Annotated in this window: 22 protein-coding genes; 17 read left to right on the top strand and 5 right to left on the bottom strand. The window is 43.2% G+C overall.

Features of this window, described 5'->3' with window-relative positions:
• The first annotated feature begins 694 nt into the window (after positions 1 to 694).
• From MUP17_03205 to MUP17_03260, 12 genes are all read left to right on the top strand, one after another.
• Positions 695 to 1,051 carry a hypothetical protein gene (locus MUP17_03205; protein MCJ7457984.1) on the top strand — a complete coding sequence of 119 codons (357 nt, stop codon included), beginning with the start codon at positions 695 to 697 and terminating at the stop codon, positions 1,049 to 1,051.
• Positions 1,052 to 1,212: 161 nt separating this feature from the next.
• The gene (locus tag MUP17_03210) at positions 1,213 to 1,614 is read left to right on the top strand and encodes a hypothetical protein (protein ID MCJ7457985.1); all 402 of its coding nucleotides are present in this window, start codon (positions 1,213 to 1,215) and stop codon (positions 1,612 to 1,614) included.
• Between the two features lie 77 nt (positions 1,615 to 1,691).
• On the top strand, positions 1,692 to 2,057 hold the full coding sequence (locus MUP17_03215) for a hypothetical protein (GenBank protein MCJ7457986.1): 366 nt from the start codon (positions 1,692 to 1,694) through the stop codon (positions 2,055 to 2,057).
• A gap of 289 nt (positions 2,058 to 2,346) precedes the next feature.
• Positions 2,347 to 3,252 carry a hypothetical protein gene (locus MUP17_03220; protein MCJ7457987.1) on the top strand — a complete coding sequence of 302 codons (906 nt, stop codon included), beginning with the start codon at positions 2,347 to 2,349 and terminating at the stop codon, positions 3,250 to 3,252.
• A 360-nt stretch (positions 3,253 to 3,612) separates the two neighbouring features.
• Positions 3,613 to 3,945 (top strand): 50S ribosomal protein L21, encoded by a 333-nt coding sequence (gene rplU, locus MUP17_03225; GenBank protein MCJ7457988.1) that lies wholly within the window; start codon positions 3,613 to 3,615, stop codon positions 3,943 to 3,945.
• Between the two features lie 8 nt (positions 3,946 to 3,953).
• Positions 3,954 to 6,239, top strand: coding sequence for an outer membrane protein assembly factor BamA (gene bamA / locus MUP17_03230; protein MCJ7457989.1), 2,286 nt, complete (start codon positions 3,954 to 3,956; stop codon positions 6,237 to 6,239).
• 15 nt (positions 6,240 to 6,254) lie between these two features.
• Positions 6,255 to 6,797, top strand: coding sequence for an OmpH family outer membrane protein (locus tag MUP17_03235; protein MCJ7457990.1), 543 nt, complete (start codon positions 6,255 to 6,257; stop codon positions 6,795 to 6,797).
• A 23-nt stretch (positions 6,798 to 6,820) separates the two neighbouring features.
• On the top strand, positions 6,821 to 7,846 hold the full coding sequence (gene lpxD / locus MUP17_03240; protein MCJ7457991.1) for a UDP-3-O-(3-hydroxymyristoyl)glucosamine N-acyltransferase: 1,026 nt from the start codon (positions 6,821 to 6,823) through the stop codon (positions 7,844 to 7,846).
• Positions 7,843 to 8,175 (top strand): thioredoxin, encoded by a 333-nt coding sequence (gene trxA, locus MUP17_03245; protein ID MCJ7457992.1) that lies wholly within the window; start codon positions 7,843 to 7,845, stop codon positions 8,173 to 8,175. The genes lpxD and trxA (MUP17_03245) overlap by 4 nt, the downstream gene beginning before the upstream one ends.
• A 30-nt stretch (positions 8,176 to 8,205) precedes the next feature.
• Positions 8,206 to 8,535: a thioredoxin gene (trxA, locus tag MUP17_03250; GenBank protein MCJ7457993.1), complete on the top strand. Its 330-nt coding sequence runs from the start codon at positions 8,206 to 8,208 to the stop codon at positions 8,533 to 8,535.
• A 492-nt stretch (positions 8,536 to 9,027) separates the two neighbouring features.
• Positions 9,028 to 9,441, top strand: coding sequence for an OsmC family protein (locus MUP17_03255; GenBank protein ID MCJ7457994.1), 414 nt, complete (start codon positions 9,028 to 9,030; stop codon positions 9,439 to 9,441).
• A gap of 181 nt (positions 9,442 to 9,622) precedes the next feature.
• A complete protein-coding gene (locus tag MUP17_03260; protein MCJ7457995.1) occupies positions 9,623 to 10,609 on the top strand; it encodes a SpoIIE family protein phosphatase in 987 nt (328 codons plus the stop codon).
• Positions 10,610 to 11,042: 433 nt separating this feature from the next.
• Here the strand turns inward: MUP17_03260 and phoR are convergent, their stop codons facing one another.
• The 5 genes from phoR to MUP17_03285 form a co-directional block, all read right to left on the bottom strand.
• Positions 11,043 to 12,806 (bottom strand): phosphate regulon sensor histidine kinase PhoR, encoded by a 1,764-nt coding sequence (gene phoR / locus MUP17_03265; protein ID MCJ7457996.1) that lies wholly within the window; start codon positions 12,804 to 12,806, stop codon positions 11,043 to 11,045.
• Positions 12,807 to 12,829: 23 nt separating this feature from the next.
• Positions 12,830 to 13,522, bottom strand: a complete 693-nt coding sequence (locus MUP17_03270) for a response regulator transcription factor (GenBank protein ID MCJ7457997.1) — start codon at positions 13,520 to 13,522, stop codon at positions 12,830 to 12,832.
• A 259-nt stretch (positions 13,523 to 13,781) separates the two neighbouring features.
• Positions 13,782 to 16,124 carry a serine/threonine-protein kinase gene (locus MUP17_03275; GenBank protein ID MCJ7457998.1) on the bottom strand — a complete coding sequence of 781 codons (2,343 nt, stop codon included), beginning with the start codon at positions 16,122 to 16,124 and terminating at the stop codon, positions 13,782 to 13,784.
• An 18-nt stretch (positions 16,125 to 16,142) separates the two neighbouring features.
• Positions 16,143 to 16,871, bottom strand: a complete 729-nt coding sequence (locus MUP17_03280; protein MCJ7457999.1) for a metallophosphatase family protein — start codon at positions 16,869 to 16,871, stop codon at positions 16,143 to 16,145.
• Complete coding sequence (locus MUP17_03285) at positions 16,872 to 17,564, bottom strand: FHA domain-containing protein (protein MCJ7458000.1); 693 nt, start codon at positions 17,562 to 17,564, stop codon at positions 16,872 to 16,874.
• Between the two features lie 114 nt (positions 17,565 to 17,678).
• Between MUP17_03285 and dusB the strand changes: the two genes are divergently transcribed.
• The 5 genes from dusB to MUP17_03310 all read left to right on the top strand — a co-directional run bounded on the left by dusB (position 17,679) and on the right by MUP17_03310 (position 22,826).
• Complete coding sequence (gene dusB, locus MUP17_03290) at positions 17,679 to 18,677, top strand: tRNA dihydrouridine synthase DusB (GenBank protein MCJ7458001.1); 999 nt, start codon at positions 17,679 to 17,681, stop codon at positions 18,675 to 18,677.
• 3 nt (positions 18,678 to 18,680) lie between these two features.
• Positions 18,681 to 19,433, top strand: a complete 753-nt coding sequence (gene larB / locus MUP17_03295) for a nickel pincer cofactor biosynthesis protein LarB (GenBank protein MCJ7458002.1) — start codon at positions 18,681 to 18,683, stop codon at positions 19,431 to 19,433.
• Positions 19,434 to 19,549: 116 nt separating this feature from the next.
• A complete protein-coding gene (locus MUP17_03300) occupies positions 19,550 to 20,344 on the top strand; it encodes a hypothetical protein (GenBank protein ID MCJ7458003.1) in 795 nt (264 codons plus the stop codon).
• Between the two features lie 81 nt (positions 20,345 to 20,425).
• Positions 20,426 to 21,613 (top strand): nickel pincer cofactor biosynthesis protein LarC, encoded by a 1,188-nt coding sequence (larC, locus tag MUP17_03305; protein MCJ7458004.1) that lies wholly within the window; start codon positions 20,426 to 20,428, stop codon positions 21,611 to 21,613.
• A gap of 37 nt (positions 21,614 to 21,650) precedes the next feature.
• Positions 21,651 to 22,826 (top strand): class I SAM-dependent rRNA methyltransferase, encoded by a 1,176-nt coding sequence (locus MUP17_03310; protein MCJ7458005.1) that lies wholly within the window; start codon positions 21,651 to 21,653, stop codon positions 22,824 to 22,826.
• The last annotated feature ends 293 nt before the right edge of the window (positions 22,827 to 23,119 follow it).

Here is a 23,119-nt window from a genome sequence, read left to right on the forward strand (position 1 = left end):
CTCTGGCGAAAAAAATATCTGCTGGAGCTTGAGGCGGGTTTGAAACCGAAAATCTGATCTAATTTCTGGGGACTTTTTGTAGTTGCTCGATTTATCGAGCAAAATGCCCAATGAATTGGGCAACTACAAACGCGTAATGCCGGACGTTTCTGTCGGGCGTTTTTTCAGTTGTAGCGTCCTCACTCCTGTGAGGACGCCTATTTTCTTAGGAGAGGTTGTTTGTTCGTTGCCACAGGAGTGGCAACGCTACACTATTTTGCTTTTACAAAGTTCGTAGCGTCCGACCTCGCTGGAAGCGGGATATCGGGCGTTTTTATGTGTATACTGACCTCACCCTGGCCCTCTCCTAAAAGGAGAGGGTATTTCGTAGCGCGACCCTTTCAGGGTCGCCAATTATTTTGTAGTTGCTCGATTTATCGAGCAAAATGCCCAATAAATTGGGCAACTACAAGCCGTTGGAGCCCGACGTTTTTATGCTAAATACATCCTGTGATAATGTGTTTTTTTGTAGGGACAGAACAGTGTTCTGTCCCTACAGATTTCAATCGTTGCCACAGGAATGGAAACGCTACCAACTGACAAATTTTTTCCTTGACAAACAGCATTTAGATTTGCTAAAATTGGATAATAAAAAAGCTTCTTGCCAGTTTTTACTTAGAGCAAAACCTTTAACCCTTTAACTTAAGGAGGGGAAATGAGTGGAACCAGAGTTTTTGTTACCACCGTGTTGGGTTTTATCTTTGGCATCATCGCTTATCTTATGACCCGTGGGATGCCGGGTTTGAGTGCAGGGATTTACTGGTCAATCGTCTTCGAGGGAGGAATCTTAGGCTTTATCATCGGGATCTCAGGTTTCAAATTCAACTATGTGGTGCATGGAATAATCATGGGCGCAATCGTCTACTTGCCGGCAGCTCTGCCTGCGCTTCCCATGGGTGGATTCCTCAGATACTGGGTTTCAGGTATGGTTTACGGCGCTCTAATTGAAATTATCTCTCACCTGATCATCAGGGAGAAAACAGCAGAGATGCCCCAGCCTCAAGCAGGTTGACAACTGGTCAAAGGAAATCAAGCTCCGATCAATCTGAGGAATGGACTGTAAACCTTCTCGTTTACCAGTTTACCAAACAATTAAGGTTTATTTTCCAGGATATTCTAATTAAAGAAATCGAATAACACTTAAAACATCCACCCCTTTAAAAGGAGTTCCAAATGGCTGTTGATCTGAAGTTGGTCGAATGGATTAAAGCTAACCGGGCAAGGTTTAGCCGTGCCGAGCTGATCGAGAAGCTTAAAGCTGAGGGTCATCCAGAACAGGATATAGTAGACAGCTATGACTCAGTAGTAAAAATGGGAACAGAAGGAGGCATAAAACCATCAAAGTCTATGGTTGCTACGGTCATATTGTCTATAATAATCCCGGGAGCTGGGCATATATACACAGGTGCGGGAGGTATAGGGGCATTAATACTTATATTGTGGATAATCGGAGTTATCTTTAATTTCACAGTTATAGGCGCGTTGATTGGCATACCTCTTACGTTTGCAATGTGGCTCTGGGGATTAATCGGATCAATCATAAGGTGTGATAAAATTAATAAGGGCGAGCTTTAGCTTTTCGCCGGTTAACCATCTTTACCGAAAGTAAAGCTAAAACCTTTGCTTTCCAAAATCTCAGAAAGGAGGAAACGGTGAGAGGAACTAAAATTTTAGTAGCAACCATTCTCGGTTTTATTGCCGGAATCGTCTGTTGGAGATTGGCCAGCTCAAGCGGGCCAATGCCAGCCAGTATGGCCTGGTCGATTATCCTTAGTCGGATGCTTATCGGTTTTGTCATCGGTATTTCAGCCTGGAGGATAAACTACCTAGCTCACGGAATTCTGATCGGTTTGATAGTCTCCATACCTATGGCTTTTGCGGCTGGCTCAGTTCCTGAAAAAGGAACCATGATTTTCTGGGGGACTCTGATTTTAGGCGGGGTGTATGGATTTTTCATCGCCCTGATCACAAATCTTATCGTCAAGGAGAAAAAAGAAGCACCTCAGGCTGTGGCTTAGTTTAGGGCCTGCTGAAATTTGAGATATTTTACAAATTAGTACTTCACAAATGGGGGGGAAAGAATACTATTTTTATTTTGTCAGCCTCAGCTGGCCGTTCTTCATATAAAAAAAGCCAAAAAAAACTTAAATTTTCATTTATTATTTTCCGATTTTATATCGTAGGTAAAAGAGATTAAACCTTTTTTATAAATGGGGGTCTAAATCTTTTAGAAGGACAATTCTAAAAGAGGTGAGGGTAAAAAGATTAAAACCTTTTAAAAAACTTTAACCTTGAAGGAGGGAAGAAATGAAAGAGATTAAAGAAAAACTGGTAATCAGTGGGATGATCTTAGTGTTGATCTTCTTCTTTTTCTCAGGCTGCAAAAAATCCACCAGCCCTACTACGAGCTTGGATCAGGAAGCTATCTACAGCCTGATAGGTTCAGACTCATACTCATTTCCTCAGGAGGTAATCAGCCCGGATTCTACAGGATTTCCCAAAATAGTATCAGTTGATACCATCAAATTCTGGTGGAGAAAAATTAATCGCGTGACCAGGGACATAAATGTAACTGTCCATCAGGCAGATCAAACTCATCTTTATCCCTATGCTTATGTAACTGTGACTGATACCCTTTATGGACGCCTTTTCGTTTTAGCAAAAGATAGTTCAGAGAGTATGTCTAAGCCTTTAACCGATGAGGCGGTAAAGCATGCTTATTTCGAGAAAAGGGAAGGAAATGAAACTCATCATCGAGGCTGGAGATTGGTAGGGATCTCAGGTCTTTTAGTTCATTCATTTCCAGCAAATACGCGGGTAATAGATTCAGTGGAAGTTATCTCTCCAGGAAAAAACCTGACTCTAACTGAATCGAATATAACTGATACCACTTCAAAAGGGAATATCTTAACCTTCAATGCCGGTGATTCCGTAACTCTGACAGTTTTCACCAGAGATTCTACCGATTTAGTCTTTTTACACTCACTTCCCTGTCATTATTACAACTGCAAACCTCACCGACGCTCTTTTCACAACAACGGAGACGGATCTTTTACTGGTACCTGGATAGTCGGTAGTGGTATGATGGATTCGGTCAATGTTGCTTTAAGACATGCAGCAATTGATGTGATAAAGCATACAAGCCTGGATGGGAGCGACTCTGATCCTTATGATTCCAGGATCTGGGGAGTTCTTTACAGAGTTGCGCCTTAGTATCTGGATTGAGTAGCTCTACAGAGCTGCTTTTTTTAGAGGAATGATAGACCAATGCCCGATTCGCTCTGGCGAGGGATCGGGCATCTTATTTTCTGCAAGAATCTCAATTGACCAAGTTACTTGAGGACAAATCACCCACTGTCAGAGAAAGAATGGAGGTCTGAAGACCTCCGCTACGTTATTTAACTTGTTACATTTGTATGAACATAGATACTCCCTTATTCTATCTTTCCCCAAAGTTAATTTTTGAGAAAACTGATGAAACAAATCTGCTTGACTAAGGGTAAAATAGTAATATATTAGCCTTCGTATAAAATTTAGAATTTGAGTCAAAATTTCACAAACGGAGGAAGTTAGATGTATGCAGTAATGGAAACCGGTGGCCTGCAGTTTAAAGTCCAGGAAGGGGATAAGCTGAAAATTCCGAAAATAGCAGCAGAACAGGGGAAAGAGATCGTATTCGATAAGGTGCTTTTGATCTCCAGAGATGAAAAAGAGCCCCTGGTGGGGAAACCCTATCTGGAGGGTGCTAAAATTGAGGCACAGGTTTTGTCAACCGGTAAAGGAGAGAAGATCCTGGTTTACAAATTCAAAAGGAGAGTGAAGTACAGAAGAAAAAAAGGGCACCGGCAGGACTATACCCAGATAATGATCAGTAAGATAAACGCACCTAAAAAGTCAAAAGCTTAAAAAATAATATGATACCCAAAAAATCTATTCTGCTCCTTCTTCTAATCCTTTTAGTCTACTCTTTTTCCTATTCCCAGGTTTTAACTATTTCCCGGGTAGAGGTGGTGGGGAATAAATCTGCTGATAAATCTCTGGTTCTCTTAGCTTCTGGATTTACCCCGGGCTCTAATCTTGATCTGACCAGCATCCAGAGGGCTATCAAAAGAATTTACGGCTTAGGGCTTTTTTCAGATGTAGCTATTACCGCTACACAAACTGAAGGGGGTGTGGTCCTCACAATCAGGCTCAAAGAATATCCCAGACTTGCCCGGCTGGAGATAGAAGGGAACAAGAAATTCAAGAATCAGGAGATAGAAGAGAAACTGGGTCTTAAAGCCGGGATGCAGATAAGCCCTCAGCAGGTTAAGGACGGCATCAATGTCATTCAGGGCTTATACAGGAGTAAAGGTTATGCGGCAACCAGTGTACAGTCTGAGCTGAAGCCTGGTCCAAAGGAAGAAGAAGTGGTTTTGGACTACAAGATCGATGAGGGCCAGAAAGTCAAGATTAAAAAAATCTACGTCCAGGGAAACAGGGCTTTCAGCGAGGGGAAGGTCAGAAAACAGATGAAGACCAAGCAGGCCAGCTTACTCAGGAGCGGTGAGTTTAATTCTGAAAAATACCAGGAGGATAAGGAGCGGATCACGGATTTCTACAGGAAAAATGGGCACCTGGATGCGGAGGTACTGTCGGATTCGATCTGGTTTGATCCCACAGGCAAGGATATGTTCATCCGGCTTGTGCTCTCTGAAGGAGAAAAGTATAAATTCGGAGAGGTGAGTTTCCACGGGAATACCATATTTCCAGAAGAAAAACTCCGGAAGGTAGTCAAGTTCAAGCCAGGGGAGTTTTATGGTCAGAAAAAATATGAAGAGACCTTAACCGAGCTTAACAATCTTTATCAAGAAGAAGGTTATATCTACGTCCAGATCCTGGATAATACCTCTACCCACGGGAATGCGGTAAATATTGATTACCAGATAACTGAAGGTGTTCCAGCTAACATCCATTTCGTGAGAATCGAAGGGAATATCAAAACCAAGGAGAAAGTCGTCCGGAGGGAATTATCAGTAATTCCGGGTCAGAGGTTTCATCGTTCGATACTTTTGAGGAGCCTGAGGGATGTGATGTATCTGAACTATTTCTCCAACGTGACTCCGGATATCGAGGTATTACCGAATGGCGACATAGATCTTATACTCAAAATCGAGGAAAAACAGACCGGCACAATTAATTTTGGAGCAGGGTACAGCGCGATCGACAAGTTAGTGGGTTCCATAGGCCTGGGGATACCCAATTTTATGGGTAATGGGCAGAATGCGCAGCTTAACTGGGAATTCGGCAAGACGACAAATTCCCTTCAGCTTAGTTTCACTGAGCCGTGGTTCAAGGATACCCCTACTTCTGTGGGAATAGACATTTATCGGGTCAACCGCAGATGGTACTCGGACTTTACAGAAGGTAGAACCGGGGGTGGACTTAGGATAGGCAGGAGGCTGAGTTGGCCAGATAACTATTCGAGGCTCTACGTCAGATACAGACTGGAAAGCGTACGCTATTTTGATTTCTCTGAGACTTATCTGACAAATTACAAAGATAGCCCCTACGGACTCCAGTACATAAAATGGCCACAAATGACATCAAGTGTGAATTTCACTTTCTTGAGGGATTCCAGGGACCTGCCTCAGTTTGCCACTTCCGGTTCGGTTCTGACTTATGATGTTGAATTAGCCGGCGGGCTTTTAGGTGGAAACTGGTCCTACCATAAACATATATTCGAGTTCTCCAAATATGTAAAAACTTTCTGGAAATTCGTCCTGATGGCAAAAGTTCGGGCTGGCTTAATCGATGGATACGAACGCAACTCAAATGTTCCCTATAGCGAGAGATTTGCCCCTGGTGGCACTGACCCGGATGGAATGGTGAGAGGTTATCCGGATGGCTGGATAGGTCCCAGAGATGCTTCTGGCAATCTCATCCGCGGGAGGAGCATGCTGGTTTATAATCTGGAGTATCAGTTTCCCCTGGTGGAGCAGCAGATTTATGCTCTGCTTTTTGCGGATGCCGGAAACGCCTGGATGAGCGGCAGACGATTTTCTCCAGTTTCCTTCAGGCGGCTTTACAAATCAGCCGGTTTTGGTTTCAGGATGGTCGTGCCCAGCTTGGGGATGATAGGATTTGATTTCGGTTATGGATTCGACTATCCTGGAAAAGATAAGTGGAGACCTCACTTCCAGTTCGGCAGACCCTTCTAAGATTCGGAGGAAAAAATGTTTAGAATAAATTCAAAAATCCTGACAGTTTTTTTATCCGGGATCAGTTTTCTAATTCTTTTTAGTACCCAGCTTCTGGCTCAGGAGGGGAAGATCGGATATATTGATTCTATGAAGCTCCGGACCAGTTATAAAGAGTTCGCTGACGTTCAGGTAAAATTTGATCAGGAAGTGGCTAAATGGCAGCTCCAGGCAGATAGTCTCAAGAAAGGAGTGGATAGCCTGCAGGCTGACTTCGACAAGCAGAGCCTGCTTCTGAGCGAGGAGAAGAAAAAGGAGAAAGAACAATTTATCGAGCAAAAAAAGAACGAATATACAACCTTTATCAATCAGACCTTCGGTCCAGGCGGGAAGATGGAGAAGCTAAATACTGATCTAACTAAACCGATTTTGGATAAGATCAATGCCGCCTTAGAAAAGATAGCCCTGGAGAATAATTACATAATGATCTTCGATGCAGTCAACGGTAACGTTGCCTGGGCCAAAAAGGGTCTGGACCTGACGGATATGGTTCTGGATGCATTGAGCAAGATGCAATAGATTTTCGTTTAAAAAGTTCGGATATGGAGAAAACCTTAGGGGAAATAGCTTCTCTGGTCTCAGGAGAACTCATAGGAGATGGCTCGGTTAAGATTCGGGGGGTAGCCGGGATAGAAGAGGCTAAAACTGGTGACCTGACTTTCCTGGTTAATCCTGTGTACAGAGCCTACCTGGAGAAGACCGGTGCCTCTGCTGTGATAGTAGGAAAGGAAATTGAAAGACTGAAAATCCCCCTTATCCGGCATAACAATCCCTACTATGCTTTTTGCAAAGCGTTAGAAATTTTCACAATAAAACAAGTTTTTCCAGAGGGGGTTCATAAAAGCGCCATTCTGGGAAAAGATGTCAGGATTGGAAAAGGTGTCCATATCGGGCCTTATGTGGTAATTGGCGACAGGGTTCAAATCGAAGACCGGGTAACGATTTTAGCTGGAAGCTTTATAGCTGACGATTCTGTTTTAGGGGAGGAAAGCTTTCTCTATCCCAGGGTGACTATCCGGGAAGAAAGCCTGATCGGGAAAAGGATTATCCTCCACCCCGGAGTAGTTATTGGAAGTGATGGATTCGGGTATGCTAAAGAAGGTGGAGTCTATCATAAGATACCTCAGGTCGGCAGGGTAGTCTTAGAAGATGATGTAGAGATAGGGGCGAATACCACCATCGATAGGGCTACTTTAGGAGAGACCAGGATAGGGAAAGGTACCAAAATCGACAACCTGGTTCAGATAGGTCATAACGTTTCCATTGGAGAGAATACCGTTATAGCCGCACAGGTAGGTATCTCCGGGAGTACCAAGGTGGGGAAAAATGTAGTCATGGGAGGTCAGGTTGGATTAGGAGGGCATATAAAGATAGGGGACAATGTGATGTTTGGTGCCCAGGCAGGAGCGACCAAGTCTATTCCTTCTAATACCATAGTCTCAGGTTATCCAGCCAGAGAGCATACAAAGGCCAAGAAAATCGAAGCCTGCATCACCCTTTTGCCTCTCTATGTCAAAAAGATTAGAGAATTGGAGAGGAGAATCAAAGACATTGAAAAAAGGTTATGACCGAGCTGACTGATAAAAATTTTGACTCTGAGGTTATGAAATCAAAAGATCTCTATCTGGTCGATTTCTGGGCAGAGTGGTGTGGACCGTGCAAGGGGATGTTCTCGATCTTAGAAAAAGTATCAACTGAATATAAAGGTAAATTAAAAGTGGGGAAATTGGACGTGGGCAAATTTCCTGAGATAGGCGCAAGGTTTAATATCTTGAGCATGCCGAATTTACTTTTTTTCAGACAGGGAAAGGTTTTAGAGCAGATAATTGGAATGGAAAAGGAGCAGAAGTTATTTGAAAGGATCAAAGAGATTCTATCCGAAATCGGATCCAAGTGACAACTAAATCTAAAAGCGTGAGGAGAGAAGATGAGCGAGCCTGTTGAACTCACAGATGACAATTTCGAACAGGAGGTTTTGAAATCGGATTTGCCGGTTTTAGTGGATTTCTGGGCTACCTGGTGTGGTCCCTGCAGGATGGTTGGTCCAATCGTGGATGAACTGGCAAAGGAATATGCAGGTAAGCTAAAAGTGGGGAAACTGAATGTGGATAACAACGGAAAGACCTCGATCAAATACGGGATAATGAGCATCCCCAGCCTGCTTTTCTTCAAAAAAGGTCAGGTGGTGGATCAAATGGTCGGTGCTGCTCCTAAGGGCAGCTTTGTAGAGAAATTGGACAAGATTTTAATAGATTGACTAAAGTCGTTTTGGCGGGGTTAAAGAAAAAAGACAAAATCAAGAAAGAGGAAAAATCCTCAGACCAAAAAAATTCTTTTGTTGAAATACTAAAAGAGGAACAGGAATGTCCCAATTGTCACTTTGCCAGACTTAAAAGGGTAGACGGCGACATATTCTGTCCAGTATGTGGGTACAGGCATAAAAGGTGCGGCTGATAAGACAATTTAAAGAGAAGTTCTCTCTTTTTCAATCGAATCTGATTGGTAGGTCAGACATTCTTGTCTGACATCGTATGATGGAGAAGGTAGTCGCCCATCTGGGCGTATCAGCATTAGAGCGTTGTAACGCAGACATAAAGTCTGCGGCTAACCCTGTCCCTCCCCTAAAGGGAGGGACAGGGTTAGGTCATTGGCTATCTTTAAGATAAACGGTTAGATTAGATACAGATCTGATTGAACAGACAAGAATGTCTGTTCTACCGTCTAACCAAATAGATAATAGAGGTGTAATATGTGGGCTAAGATAAAATGGTTGGGTAAACGCAGGTTTGAAGGGGAAACTGAATCCGGGCATAGGGTCAAAATGGATATAGCCATCGAAAAAGGCGGGGAAAATACCGGACCTACTCCGATGGAGTTAGTGTTAACAGCTCTTGGTGCCTGCACCGGATTGGATGTGGTTCCGATTCTGGAAAAGAAAAGGGTCAAATTAGATGGCCTGGAGATAAAACTCGAAGCGGAAAGGGCGGATGAGCATCCCAGAGTTTTTAAAAAAATCAAAATCGAATATATTTTCCAGGGAAAAGACCTTAAAGATTCTGATCTGAAAAATGCAGTTGAGCTTTCTGCTGATAAATACTGCTCAGTAAGCTCAATGATAAGAAAAACAGCGGGACTGGATTATTCTTGGAAGGTTATATCCTGAACTTAGTTTCCTAAAGTAGCGGAAGGCTTTAGCCTTCCATCCATTTAATGGAAACCTGAAGGTTTCCGCTACAAAAAACATTTCGGTAGGTCAGACATTCCTGTCTGACCTGAATGAACAGACAAGAATGTCTGTTCTACTAACACCAAAGTTTTCAGAATATCTAAAAGGAAGGAATAAAATGAGCACGGTCAGAGATAGAGATCTTCGCCTGTGGCTTCTGGATCGCAGAGATAGACTTAAGACTGCGACAGGAAGATTCAAAGATAATGCACAAATCACCCATCTTTTAAAAGAGGTGGATTCAGCGCTTGAGCGTATAGATAACGGCTCTTATGGCCTGTGTGAGGTCTGTCATGAGCCGATTGAAGAAGAAGCGCTGATCACAGACCCTCTGATCCGGGTATGCCTTGACCACCTCACGCCTGCACAACAGCAGTCGTTGGAGCAGGATTTAAGCCAGGCTGCGAAAATCCAGGCGAAACTGCTGCCTAACAAAAATGTGAGCATCCCAGGCTGGGATATTTACTATCACTATGAGGCTGCAGGTCCGGTGAGCGGCGATTACTGTGACCTGGTGGAACTGGGAACAGATAATGAGGATCTATTGTTCGTCTTAGGTGATGTCTCTGGCAAAGGAGTAGCTGCATCTATGCTTATGGCAAACCTGCATGCTATCTTTCATAGCCTGGTCTCTGTTGGTTTATCGATCACAGAGATGATGGAGAGAGCTAACCGGCTTTTCTGTGAGAGCACTATGTCGACTGACTACGCCACTTTAGTCTGCGGTAAAATAGGTCAATCCGGCGAGATCGAAATCTGTAATGCCGGGCATTTTCCTCCTTTGCTCGTCAGGAAAGGTGAGATTTCCTATCTGGGTCCAACTGGCTTGCCACTTGGGATGTTCTGCAGCGGTGAGTATACTCTAAATAAACTTTGGCTCTCAGCCGGTGACAGTCTGTTACTTTACACGGACGGTCTCACAGAGGCACGTAACAAATTGGATTCGGAATACGGTGAGAAAAGGCTGGTCGAGCTGGTCAAGGGTTTTCCTGAACCTTCTGCCCAAATGCTCACTGAAGCCTGCCTCAAAGACCTGAGGAACTTTTTATCCGGAGCACCTAAGACAGACGATCTCACTATTATGGCGATCCGGCGAACTATGTAAAGGAAGGCTTTAGCCTTCCATTTATTTAATGGGAGCCTAAAGTCTACAATGAAAAAAAAAATCGCGTAGCTGAGCCTTTAGGGCTCAGGTACGGAGGTTTAAAACCTCCGCTACGCATTATGTTCCGGTAGGGTCAGACATTCTGAGGCTGTTGCCAAGGTTTTTCAGGTGATTTTTTTTGTAGGGACAGGGCTTGTCCCTGTCCTAACCCTAAGACGGACAGCCACAAGGGCTGTCCCTACATTCACGCCTCCTTAATGAATATGGGTTTTCCAGGAATTGAGCAATAGCCTCTACCTGTCTGGCTTGAGCGAACAGGCAAGGATGCCTGTTCCACCGGTTTTGCAGGAAAATTGGAGTATAAAGCTTTAGCTTTATAAAGGTAAAGCTGAAGTCTCAAGACCTTGACGGCTTTACACTTCAGAAATCAGGCTTACACCTTTTTTAGAGCAAAGCTGAACTCGCTTCCTTTCCCTTCCTGACTTTTCACCTCAACTTTTCCGCCATGGGCTTCGATTATATGTTTGACTATGGAAAGCCCAAGCCCGGTTCCTCCTGATTCCCGGGAACGTCCTTTATCTACCCGGTAAAACCTTTCAAAAATGCGGGGCAGGTCTTTCTGGGGAATTCCGATTCCGTTGTCGATTACCGCAATCTCGACAGATTCCCCTTTATCTTTCGCTTCAATCCTTATCTTCCCTTTTTCAGGAGTATATTTGATGGCATTATCCACTAAGTTGGTCAAAGCCTGGGTTATCCAATGTCTGTCTGCCAAGACTTTCAGATCAGGTGATGGAAGGCTGGCTTCCAGAATTTGCGATTTCTCCTCAGATGAGCTTTTGAGAGTTGAGAAAACCTCATCCAAAAGCTCCCTTACAAGGAAAGGTTCAATTTTGAGGAGGAAGTCTTTTGATTCAATTCGGGAAAGCTGAAGAAGGTCGGTCACGATTTTATTCATCCTGTCAGCATGCTGGGAGATTATGGATAGAAATTGTAGAGATTTTTCAGGGTCGTTAATGGCACCATCTCTCAAAGCTTCCACAAACCCTTTGATGGAAGTCAATGGAGTTCTCAACTCGTGCGAGACATTTGCCACGAAATCCTTGCGAACCCGCTCTGTTTTCTTGAGTTCGGTGATGTCGTGAAAAACAAAAAGCAGAAAGATGGAGCCTTTTCTTTTCTGCTCCACCAGTGCGGACTGCACCATAAAATCTTTTTCTTCCGGATGAAAAAAAGAGACTTCTTTTCTTTTCTCCTTGGGGTTTGTCAGAACCTCCTGAATGAATTGATTAAGTTCCGGATTACGAATTACCTCATAATATGGCTTTCCATAAGTTGCGGAACCCAGATTAAACACCTGACTCAAATTCTTGTTAACTAAAAGAACTCTTCCAGAAGAGTCCACAGCCAGAACCCCTTCCACCATGCTGGAGAGAATCGAGTCGAGCTGGGATTTTTCCTCACCTATCTGAGCGATCTTCTGTGAAAGCTCGTCAGACATCTGGTTCAGGATTTCGCCTAACTCTCCAATTTCATCTCTGGTTTTTATCTTTATCCTCTGGGTAAAATCTCCTTTGGACAGCAACTTGCCTATCTGCATCATCTGGCGCAGGGGTTTGGATACCCGGTTAGCAAACCCGAGGCTCAAGACCAGCGAAAATATGAAGGCTGCAACCAGTCCTAAGAGCACGATATTAAATATCCTATTCTGCTGATGTCTCAGCTCGGTCAATGGAAGGGCTAAGCGCGCCACGCCTATTATCTCGCCCTGAAGTTTAATGGGAGAAGCTATATAAAGCATCTCCTCCTTTACGGTATAACTATAGCGAATACTCTTTCCAGGCTTATCCTGCAGGGCTGAAGCTACCTCAGGCCTGTTTCTGTGATTCTCCATACGAAAAAGTGCCTCGCCGCTCTCATACGAATCACCCAGGACCTTACCTTGTTTGTCGATGATGGTAATCCTGCCCTGAATATCTCTGCTGAGCTCATCAGTCAAACTATCGATTGTGGCAAGGCTTAAACTGTCACTCAAGGAAGTAGAGAAGATAATAGACAAAAGGTGAGTTTGAGAAAACATACTCTGCTCGAGTTGAGTCAGGGAGCGTTTTCTCTCAGAAGATGAAATCAAAACACCGGCTAAGGAGAGACCTAATAAACTGACCAGAAGATAAGTCAAAAATAATTTAAGCTGCATCCTCATATAAAAAAAACTGAGACTTATTCGGGTAAAATCTCTTTAAGTCTGTAACCCAGATTCTTGACAGTTTGAATGTTCTGGGATAAAAGGGGAATTTTCTCCCTTAATCTTCGGATATGGACATCCACAGTGCGCATCCCTCCATAATAATCGTACCCCCAAACCTGGTCCATCAGGTAATCCCGGCTTAAAACCCTTCCCTTGTTTCGCAGTAAACATTCGAGCAGGGCAAACTCCTTTGAAGTCAGTTGAAATGCCTTTCTATCCAGAGTAACCTCATGTTTGAATGGATCCAGAACCAGATTACTATAACGATAGATTTTCTCCTTTTCAGTTTTTTTCTCAATTCTCCTAAGCAGGGCTTTAATTCTGGCAACCAGCTCTCTGGGGCTGAAAGGCTTGGTTAGGTAATCATCCGCTCCTATTTCCAGGCCAACGATCTTATCTGTCTCCTCTCCCTTGGCGGTCAGCATTATCACAGGAGTAGAGGAGGTTTTTGGATCTGCTCTTAACTCTTTACAGACCTCCAGTCCATCTATTTCCGGAAGCATTATATCCAGTATAACCAGGTCGAAATTTTCAGCTTTAGCTTTTTTAAGACCTGAAAAGCCATCTGCAGCATCTTTCAGGACAAAATTTTCCTTTTCCAGATAATGTCTGACCAATTCGACGATATCCTTGTCATCCTCAATTATCAAGATCTTTCTGGACATTGATTTCCTCTGAAAAAATCAGGGATATTATAATTCTAATTTTGCTATCAAGCAAATGAAATTTTAATTCGGAGCAGCGTAGGGGCGTTCAAATGAACGCCCCTGACTTATACATTTGCCTGAGTATCACTATTCTGTAGGATCAGTTCATGAACTGACCCTACATCAATAGATATATAGAAACCAAAAAACTTTAGCTGGGAGAAAAGTGTGAATAGAGCAAACACGCAAGGTCTACCCCTGCTGATTAATGTTCCCGTCAGATCCTGAAGGTGCGGGTGACGACAAAAGAGGAAAGGAATTCTTTTAGCTGGGCTTCCATCTCAGAGGCATTCTGGTATCTACCCTCCGGAACTTTTTCCAGGGCTTTGCCTACAATTCGGTCAAAAAGTGTCGGAGTTTTCTCATTTATGGCTGAGGGCATTAAAGGCTGGTCATTCAATATGCTGTAGATTAAAGCGCTGATGGTTTCGCCTTTAAAGGGCTTTTGCCCGGTCAAAATCTCGTACAGGACTACTCCAAGAGAAAAGATATCCGATCTTCTGTCAGCAGTCTTCCCCTGGAGAATCTCTGGAGCAATATAGCTGGGGGTTCCCATGGCTATTCCGGTCTGGGTCATAGTTGCAGAGCCGCCTAACCTGGCGATTCCGAAGTCCATCACTTTTATATCGAAATTATCCAGAATCATTATATTGGCCGGCTTGATATCCCGGTGGATTATCCCTTTCTCATGGGCATAACTCAAAGCCAGGCAGGTCTGGATCATAATCTTAGCCACGATCTTGTAATTCAGGTCTGATTTCTTCTGGATCATCTTATCCAGAGTATACCCCTGCAGGTATTCCATAGCAATATAGTAAAGGTCTCCTTCCTGTCCCACATCGTAAATGGTGACAATATTCGGATGAGAGAGCCTGCCTGCAGCCTGAGCCTCTTTGACTAACCGGTCTACCAGCTCAGCCATCTCCTCAGGGGAAGCCAGGGTATCTAATCTGATAGTCTTTAAAGCCACCAGACGGTCAATGGCCGGGTCCACCCCTTTGTACACCGTGCCCATTGCACCCCTGCCTATTATCTCCTGAACCTGATACCGGCCGAACTGACTAACCGAAATATGCGAAGTGCTTTTCTCAACTTTAGGGGTAGAGGTCTCTTCTAACGGTTTAGGAACAGGAGTAGAAGGAAAAGGAGTAGGTGTCCTCTCTTTAGTTTCTTCCTTTAGCCCCAGCCGCATTGTCTTTTCCGGCTCAGGTTCTGTCGGGATAAACCTTTCCTTTATCTCATTCGGTTCCCTGGTCTCCTCCTCCTCTCTCATCTTTGGAGCTGAAGTTTTTTGCGATTTTATACCAGGAGAGACTAATAGGAAAAGTATAAGCTCCAAAAGCGGGTAAAACGGTTTGGTGATTATGTGAAAAGAGGAAAAAAGAATAAAGCTCAGATTCAGTATCACAAAAAGGAACACGAAGAGTATGATCAGCCTCTGAACCAGATTGACATTGGGTAAAACAAAAGCACAGAAGCTCCCGATTAAGATCAGAACTAAAAAATCAAGGATCGAAAGGAAGCCGGAAATTTTCAAAAAGTTCTTATGAATGATATTCTCCACCACGCAAGCGGTTTTCTCTATAGAGGGGAAGCGTGAAGAGACTGGGGTATTTACCTGGGAGATGGAAAGGTCAGTTAAACCCACCAGAACGATCTTCCGGAAGAAAAGATCCGGGCTAAACGAGCCATCTAAAAGAGAAGATGCGGGATAATACTTGAAAGAGCCTTTTGGACCATCGTAGTTAATTAAAAATCTCCACTGGTTATCCGTGGGGATAAAAGTGTCCTTCAAATAGATCTTTCCGCCCGGCTCGATTTTTAAATCCTCCATATTCAGATTTAAATATCTGCGGGCTATCTGCAAGCAGACCGAGGGGTAGTAATTGTCATCATAAGCCACAATCATCGATTCATGCCGGACCTTTTTGTCCAGATCGCGAACCTGATTAACATATCCTAAGGCACATGCTGCTTCAGCCAAGGTCTGACCTGGATAGTAAACCTCCTTGGCTTTATAAGGCAGGTCGTAGCTAAGCTCCTCTCTATCCTGGATATTCTTTAGAGCAGAGCTTAACAGGATATCCGGATACCGAGTAGGAGTCAAACCTACCTCCGCAAAGTTGAAGTATAAAGGCAGGATGACGTTGCCGGCTTTTCGTATCGCCCCTGAAAGGAGGTCAGTTCTACCTGAAGTATCCTCAACTACGTCAGGAGGCAGGTAGAAATCCAGATAGATGACCTTGGGATTAGCTGAGGATAATTTTTCAACCAGGGTTGCCAGTTTGTCTCTGGACCAGGGCCAGCGGCCATACTGGTCTAGACTTTTGCGGTCCAGAGCTAAGATAACCAGCTCATTTCCGGTTTCAATTTTTCCCCTGAATTTATAGCCTAAATCCTGAAATTTGAGGTTAAACTTTTCCAGCCAGCTCTGCTGGTCCAGATATAACACCATTACTAAAAAGGTTATCAGAATGTAAAGGATGACCCCGGAAAACCTTCTGGTCCAATCCGAAAAAGCGCTTTTTGTATTTAATTGAAACAGGTCTCTAAGCCCCATTTTGAACCCCTTTTCAGCTTATTTCCCCAAGGCTAACCGTTCTATGAGATAAGAGGACAAGTTCGCTTTTTTCATCTTCTGCTGAGTGCGTTTCAGGTCATAAGGAATTCTTTTAAGCCAGGCTTTTTTCTCATTTGAATCATAGATCAGGTAACAGGATTTATTGTTGCCATCTCTAGGCTGTCCTACAGAGCCTATGTTTATAAGGTATTTGTATCCCTCCTCGATCTGGGTCTCTGGCTCGTCCTGTAGAAAACAGCTTTTCTCCTTATACTTTTTTATTATGAAAGGAGAATGGGAATGCCCGATTAAACAAATCTGGCTATTAAAGTAAGAAAAATTCTCCTCAGCTTCTTCCAGATAAAAGATATAGTCCCAGTTTAAGGGCTCTTTGGGTGTGGAATGGACCAGATGGAAAATATCAAAGCGATGATCGATCTTGTAGCCGGAGATCATCTCTATGCTTTTCTCGGTAAGCTTCTTCCGGGTCCACTCGATAGCTTCTTTGGCGTAAGGATTGAAATAGCTGATGTCCAGAAGCCCTAAGGCAGCGTAATCGTGATTCCCCATCAGCTGTACTTCAGCCGTCTTCTGGATCAGGCTCAGGCATTCGTTTGGTTCAGGTCCGTAGCCCACGGCATCCCCCAGGAAAAAAAACTTCTCTATTTTCTCCGTCTCGAAATCTCTGATCACGCTTTTTAGTGCTTCTAAATTAGCGTGCACATCAGAGAAAAAAGCCAGACGCATTTAACTTTTCCTTTGGATGAAGCGGAAAACCGACTTACCTATCTGGATAAGATCATCGTTTTTCAGCCTGTGTCTCTGGACCTCCTCACCATTTACCTGGGTCATCCCTTTCCTGCCCAGACTGACCAGCAGATACTCATCGTTTTCTTTCACTATCTTAGCCTGAAGCTTGGGCAGGAAAAACCCACGAGCCCTTATATTGACGAAAGTCCCCTTGCCCAGGGTGATGACCTCCTTGTCCAGAGGGCACTCTTTTCTATCTACGTTAAGTTCACCTAAAAGTACTGAACATCCGACCTTTTGAGTTATCTCCTGCTCTTTCCTGTCTTTGCTCAACAGGTCCTTGTGTTTTCGAGTCTGCATGACCATAGTGCCATCCATATCTGAAAGGCGAGGATCCTTGGATATGCTCTGGCGATAGGTCAGGTTAAATTTCCCTATGGTTATCAGGTCATTGTCCTTTAGAAATTCCTCTGTTATCTTGCGGTTATTGACGAAGGTTCCATTCAGGCTCTCGTTATCGATGATCACTGCCCCGCTTGGATTGAATTCTATCTGAGCATGTTTCCTGGAAACTCCCCGGTTATTCAGAATGATATCATTATCCTGAGTCCTGCCGATGGTTATTCTCTTCTTCTCGGTAACCACCCTTTCGACAATCTTGTCCTCGAATTTGACGACTATCTCCGGCATATCCCTCCTCCTTCAACTTAAGAAATATATTTCTTCTGGCTTGTCAACAACTTTACCAGAATATCTCTATTAAAAAAGGCTTGCCTGTAAGCCCCATTCAATTATATTGTCGTCATGAAACTGGGAAACTTAAATCTTTCGGGCAGAGTGATTTTAGCTCCAATGGCCGGGGTAACAGACTCTTCTTTTCGGATTTTAGCCCGAAGTTTTGGGGCTACCTTAACTTATACTGAGATGATCTCAGCTGATGGGCTTGTCCGTCAAAACACTAACTCGCTGAGGCTCCTTTACTTTAAAGAGGAGGAAAGACCAATAGGGATTCAGCTCTACGGCTCAGATCCGGAGAAACTGGCCTCTGCAGCAAAAGAAGTCGAAAGGCTAAAGCCGGACCTGATCGACCTTAACTTCGCTTGTCCCGTAAAGAAAGTGACCAAGAAAAATGGGGGCGCAGCGGTGTTAAGAGATTTAGGGCTTCTAAGAAAGATCGTTTCATCTGTGGCCAAATCTGTTTCCCTTCCAATAACTCTTAAGATCAGAAGCGGCTGGGATTCAGAAAATATCGTGGCTTTAGAGGTAGCTAAGATTGCGCAAGATTGTGGAGTAATCGCCTTAACCATTCATCCCCGTACCGGCAAATCTATGTTCAGAGGAAAGGCAAATTGGGATATAATCGGAGAGGTGAAATCTAAAGTGAACCTGACTATCCTGGGCTCAGGTGATATTTTTTCTCCTCAGGATGTCAAGAAAATGATAGATTCGACCGGCTGTGATGGGGTGATGGTAGGAAGAGGTGCTCTGGGGAATCCATGGATCTTTGAAAGAGCAAACTATTATCTCGCGACAAATGAGCTTTTACCTGAACCCTCTATCCAGGAAGTGATAGATGTGGTTTTAAAGCATCTCAGTCTTTCTGTCCAGGAAAGGGGAGAGTACTGGGGAATTATGAGGATGAGAAAGCATCTTCTCTGGTATATAAAAAAACTTCCCGGGAATCAGGAATTAAGAAAAAATATAATTTCGACTGAGAAATTCGAAGATTTGAAAAGAGCATTTGAATTCTATTTATTTTCAAATACTCCTCTCTCAGAGAGGAGTATAGGGGCTGAGATTTAAAAGATGAACCCTCAGAAGCTGTTAGAGCTTTTAAATAAAGTAAAGGCAAGAAAGCTTACTCCCCAAAGAGCACTCGAATATCTGAAGACTCTGCCTTTTGAGGATTTAGGTTTTGCCAGAGTTGACCTCCACCGTCATCTAAGAAAAGGGTTTCCTGAAGTCATCTATTGCCAGGGGAAATCAGTTGAGCAGATAATCAAGATCGCTCAGAAGATCAAACAGTCGGGTTCGGTAGTGCTCGGGACCAGAATAGAAAAAGAGGTTTTTCAGCAAGTCAAACCTTATTTCCATGAAGCAAAATATTATCCGCAGGCAAAGATTTTTATCCTGGAGTCTAAAAGACGAGGAACTCACAGGCTAAAAGGGAATATCCTGGTCATCTCTGCTGGAACCTCAGATATTCCCGTGGCTGAAGAGGCGGCTTTGACCTGTGAGGTGATGGGAAACAGGGTGGAAAGGCTTTATGATGTGGGAGTGGCTGGGATCCATCGTTTTTTAGCATACATAGATAAGCTGAAAAAAGCAAAAGTGATAATAGTAGTTGCCGGGATGGAAGGGGCTTTGCCTTCTGTGGTATCAGGTCTGGTGGACAAACTGGTGATTGCGGTTCCTACCAGCATAGGATATGGCACTGCTTTTGGCGGGGTAGCTCCTTTGTTAGCTATGCTTAACTCCTGTGCTTCTGGAGTGGTGGTAGTAAACATAGATAATGGCTTTGGAGCAGGCTGTGCGGCAAGTTTGATAAATCAGTTGTAAGTAGGGCAGGCATCCCTGCCTGTCCTTGGGATGAAAAAATTAGAGGCAAAGGCACGATGAGGCAGTCTTCCGGTGGCACAGGCTTCCAGCCTGTGACTCCCTATAGGTGATTAGATATGCTGAAAAGATTTAACAAAATTTTTGGAATTCAGGAATCAGCGGAAGAAGAAAAAAGAAAATTTACCCAAAGAATCAATCAGACTGTTTTCGATGAAATTGAAGAAGATGAGAAGTATGGGATCGTATTTAGGACTATATGTTACGGGCTAGGGAAGAATGCAGATGACCTCATAGATAGTGCCAACCCGATCCTCAGCAGTGATGGTTATAACATACCAGCTTTGCGCAAGTTGACTGGCGACAATTTTCTGCAGACACTTAGAATCCTTGAACTGCTTTACAGATTTTTTAAAAAAAATAATGACAGGAGAAAAACAATAACTTCTTGGATAGAAAATGCATTATCAATTGCAACAGTTGATTTAGGAGTTAGGTGGAAAAAGGGGATGTTTTATCCAAGCGGAGCAAAAGTGCTTGATAAGAAATTAGTTGAAGAACCGCTTGATTGGCTTGAGGATTATCCAAATGAAAAGAGCAATTTTTTAAAAGCGATTAAAAACTACACTTCCAAGAAATATGACCAAGTGATTATAGACTGCTATTTGGTTGTTGAAGGTCTGGTGAGAAAAATTTTAAAGAATAAGAAGACATTAGACAACAACTGTGATGAGTTATTTAAAAAGATAGGATTATCTCAAGAATGGAAATCGTTCTTGAAAAATTATATTGTTTTTGCTAATCAATATAAAAGACATGCAAGTGATAAACAGCACGCTATTAGTCCATCAGAAGTAGAATCGTTTTTATATTTTACAGGATTAATGACTCGATTGATCATTGAATCTAAATAACTTTTGCAGGTAAGTCAGACATCCCTGTCTGATCGCATATAACAACAGACAAGAATGTCTGTTCTACCAATGAGTAAATTTATGAAAATCGCTTATTTTGACTGTTTCTCCGGCATTGCCGGGGATATGATTATAGGTGCTCTGCTGGATGCGGGGCTGGAGATTTCGGCTCTAAAAAGAGAGCTTAAGAAACTTCCTTTGACAGGATATCAAGTCAAAGCTTATAAAACTAAAAAAAAGGGAATCAGAGGGACGAAATTTGAGGTCAAAGCACCTGAAGAGAAGATTCACAGAAATCTGAAAGATATATTCAAAATAATTGATAAAAGTTCTCTGGATAAAAAAATCAGGGATGATTCTAAAAAGATATTCAAGAGGTTAGCTGAGGCTGAAGCAAAAGTCCACGGTGTAAGCGTCGACAAAATCCATTTTCACGAAGTGGGTGGAGTGGATGCGATAATCGATATCGTGGGTGCGGTTATAGGCTTGGACATTCTTGAAGTCGATAAAATCTATTCATCTCCGCTTTCTTTTGGAAAAGGATTTGTCAAATTCTCCCACGGAAAATTTCCGGTTCCTGCTCCAGCCACAGTCGAGCTTTGTAAAAATATCCCGGTAAGATACACTGATATCGAAGGAGAGCTGGTTACTCCGACCGGTGCGGCGATCATAACTACCTTAGCTGAATTTTCACCTAGGCTGGATTTCAAAATTGAAAAGATAGGTTATGGCGCTGGCTCAGCAGATTTGAAGGAAATTCCTAACCTCTTGAGAGTGATGACTGGTGAAAAGAACCTTGATTTAGAGCAGGATGAAATCCTGGTTTTGGAGACCAACATAGACAATACCACTCCTGAGGTTTTAGGATATCTCACTGAGAAGCTGATAGAAAAAGGTGCACTGGATGTATACCTTGTGCCTATCATTATGAAAAAAGGAAGGCCCGGAACCATTCTCTCGGTCATCTGTAAGGTTGACAAATTGAATGAGCTTTCCTCTCTTATCTTTTCTGAGACCGGAACTATAGGACTACGGACTCAGTTTCATTTAAGAAAAAAACTTCCCCGAAAGATTAAAGTGGTTGAAACTAGGTTTGGAAAAGCAAGGGTAAAGATAATAACTGATGGGGAGAAAATTCATATTTCTCCTGAATATGAAGATTGCAAAATCTTGGCTGAGAAAAATAATTTGCCTTTAAAACAAATCTACCGCGAAGTCGAAAAAAGTTTCTGGTCAGGCGTAGGGGATAGAGCATCGTTCTGTTCATAAATAAATTTGGACAAAAAACTGATAAGAGGGTCAGGTTTTGGAAAAGATAAGATTAAGAAAGAGTGAGGATAAAAGGATAAGAGAAGGGCATCTATGGGTTTTTTCTAACGAGATTGATGAACCCATAGAAGCAAAAGGGGAAGGGGAAGTTGTAGAAGTGCATGACTCCAGAGGTGGCTTTCTGGCAAAAGGATATTATAATCGCCATTCTCTAATTGCAATCAGGGTCTTGACCTATGAGAAGGATCAGAAAATAGATCAGGATTTCTTTTTCAAAAGGATGGAGCAGGCTTTAAAATACAGGCATAGGATTTATCCCCAGCTTTCATCCTACAGAGTGGTCTACTCTGAGGGCGACTTTTTACCTGGTTTGATCATAGATAAATATGAGAAGAATTTGGTCCTGCAGATTTTGACTTTAGGGATGGAGAGATTTGAAAATGAAATAATCAAGGCTTGCGAGAAGTTATTTCTGCCAGTGCGGATAGTTTTGCGGAACGATACCTTTTTTAGAGAGTTGGAGGGTCTGGTGCAGGGGGTAAAGATCGTCAAAGGCGATATCGAAAATCCAGCTCTGATCGAGGAGTTTGGCTTGAAATTCTTTGTGGATTTAAAAGAAGGGCAGAAGACCGGTTTTTTCTTTGACCAGAAGGAAAACCGGCTCATGGGTGCGATTTATGCTAAAGGAAGAAAAGTACTGGATTGTTTTTGTTACACCGGCGCCTGGGGAATATCTTCAGCTAAGAACGGAGCAAAAGGGATTTTGGCAATTGATAGCTCCGAGAAAAGTCTAGAGCTGGCGCAGAAGAATGCGAAGTTAAATGAGGTCGATAAGCTCTGCACTTTTGTAAAAGGGGATTCCTTCGAGGTCTTACGAGGGTTAGCACAAAAGGGTGAAAAATTCGATATGGTTATCTTAGACCCACCGGCTTTTGTGAAAAGCAAAAGCAAATTGGTTGAGGGTATGAAAGGCTATAAAGAGATTAATCTCCAAGGTCTGAAACTTCTGGACAAAGGGGGGATATTAATTTCCTGTTCTTGCTCGCATAATTTTTCCAAAGACCTTTTTATGGAGATGCTTAAATCAGCCGCCAAAGATGCCCATAAGACCCTCCGCCTGATCGAATTCCGCACCCAGGCAAAAGACCACCCTATCCTTCTGTCCATGCCGGAGACCGAATATCTGAAATGTGCGATTTTAGAGGTGATTTAGGTAAAACCGATATTCGTGTGTCATTCTGAACGAAGTGAAGAATCTCCTATAGATTCGTCGGTCGCTTTCGCTCCCTCAGAATTACAAAGGATAGGTTTGCTCTTCTTGAGTGCAAGTTAGGTTTACCGCTTATTTACTTGGTCATTGCGAGTCCCCCTGCAGGGACGAAGCAATCCGTCGACAGTGTGTAGATTGCTTCGTCATCCGCCTGTGGCGAGACTCCTCGCAATGACATAATCAGGGCCTGGGTAACCCAGCCCCTGCATTTTTTATCCGTCATTCGTCATCAGTCA

Source organism: Candidatus Zixiibacteriota bacterium, from assembly GCA_022865345.1.
Lineage (GTDB): Bacteria > Zixibacteria > MSB-5A5 > MSB-5A5 > RBG-16-43-9 > RBG-16-43-9.

Coding starts and splice junctions, on each gene's coding strand:
- bamA (MCJ7457989.1), top strand. CDS start 3,954: ATGATACCCAAAAAATCTATTCTGCTCCTTCTTCTAATCCTTTTAGTC.
- MUP17_03285 (MCJ7458000.1), bottom strand. CDS start 17,564: ATGCCGGAGATAGTCGTCAAATTCGAGGACAAGATTGTCGAAAGGGTG.
- trxA (MCJ7457993.1), top strand. CDS start 8,206: ATGAGCGAGCCTGTTGAACTCACAGATGACAATTTCGAACAGGAGGTT.
- MUP17_03280 (MCJ7457999.1), bottom strand. CDS start 16,871: ATGCGTCTGGCTTTTTTCTCTGATGTGCACGCTAATTTAGAAGCACTA.
- MUP17_03255 (MCJ7457994.1), top strand. CDS start 9,028: ATGTGGGCTAAGATAAAATGGTTGGGTAAACGCAGGTTTGAAGGGGAA.
- dusB (MCJ7458001.1), top strand. CDS start 17,679: ATGAAACTGGGAAACTTAAATCTTTCGGGCAGAGTGATTTTAGCTCCA.
- rplU (MCJ7457988.1), top strand. CDS start 3,613: ATGTATGCAGTAATGGAAACCGGTGGCCTGCAGTTTAAAGTCCAGGAA.
- MUP17_03270 (MCJ7457997.1), bottom strand. CDS start 13,522: ATGTCCAGAAAGATCTTGATAATTGAGGATGACAAGGATATCGTCGAA.
- lpxD (MCJ7457991.1), top strand. CDS start 6,821: ATGGAGAAAACCTTAGGGGAAATAGCTTCTCTGGTCTCAGGAGAACTC.
- MUP17_03210 (MCJ7457985.1), top strand. CDS start 1,213: ATGGCTGTTGATCTGAAGTTGGTCGAATGGATTAAAGCTAACCGGGCA.
- MUP17_03220 (MCJ7457987.1), top strand. CDS start 2,347: ATGAAAGAGATTAAAGAAAAACTGGTAATCAGTGGGATGATCTTAGTG.
- MUP17_03275 (MCJ7457998.1), bottom strand. CDS start 16,124: ATGGGGCTTAGAGACCTGTTTCAATTAAATACAAAAAGCGCTTTTTCG.
- larB (MCJ7458002.1), top strand. CDS start 18,681: ATGAACCCTCAGAAGCTGTTAGAGCTTTTAAATAAAGTAAAGGCAAGA.
- larC (MCJ7458004.1), top strand. CDS start 20,426: ATGAAAATCGCTTATTTTGACTGTTTCTCCGGCATTGCCGGGGATATG.
- MUP17_03235 (MCJ7457990.1), top strand. CDS start 6,255: ATGTTTAGAATAAATTCAAAAATCCTGACAGTTTTTTTATCCGGGATC.
- MUP17_03300 (MCJ7458003.1), top strand. CDS start 19,550: ATGCTGAAAAGATTTAACAAAATTTTTGGAATTCAGGAATCAGCGGAA.
- phoR (MCJ7457996.1), bottom strand. CDS start 12,806: ATGCAGCTTAAATTATTTTTGACTTATCTTCTGGTCAGTTTATTAGGT.
- trxA (MCJ7457992.1), top strand. CDS start 7,843: ATGACCGAGCTGACTGATAAAAATTTTGACTCTGAGGTTATGAAATCA.
- MUP17_03205 (MCJ7457984.1), top strand. CDS start 695: ATGAGTGGAACCAGAGTTTTTGTTACCACCGTGTTGGGTTTTATCTTT.
- MUP17_03260 (MCJ7457995.1), top strand. CDS start 9,623: ATGAGCACGGTCAGAGATAGAGATCTTCGCCTGTGGCTTCTGGATCGC.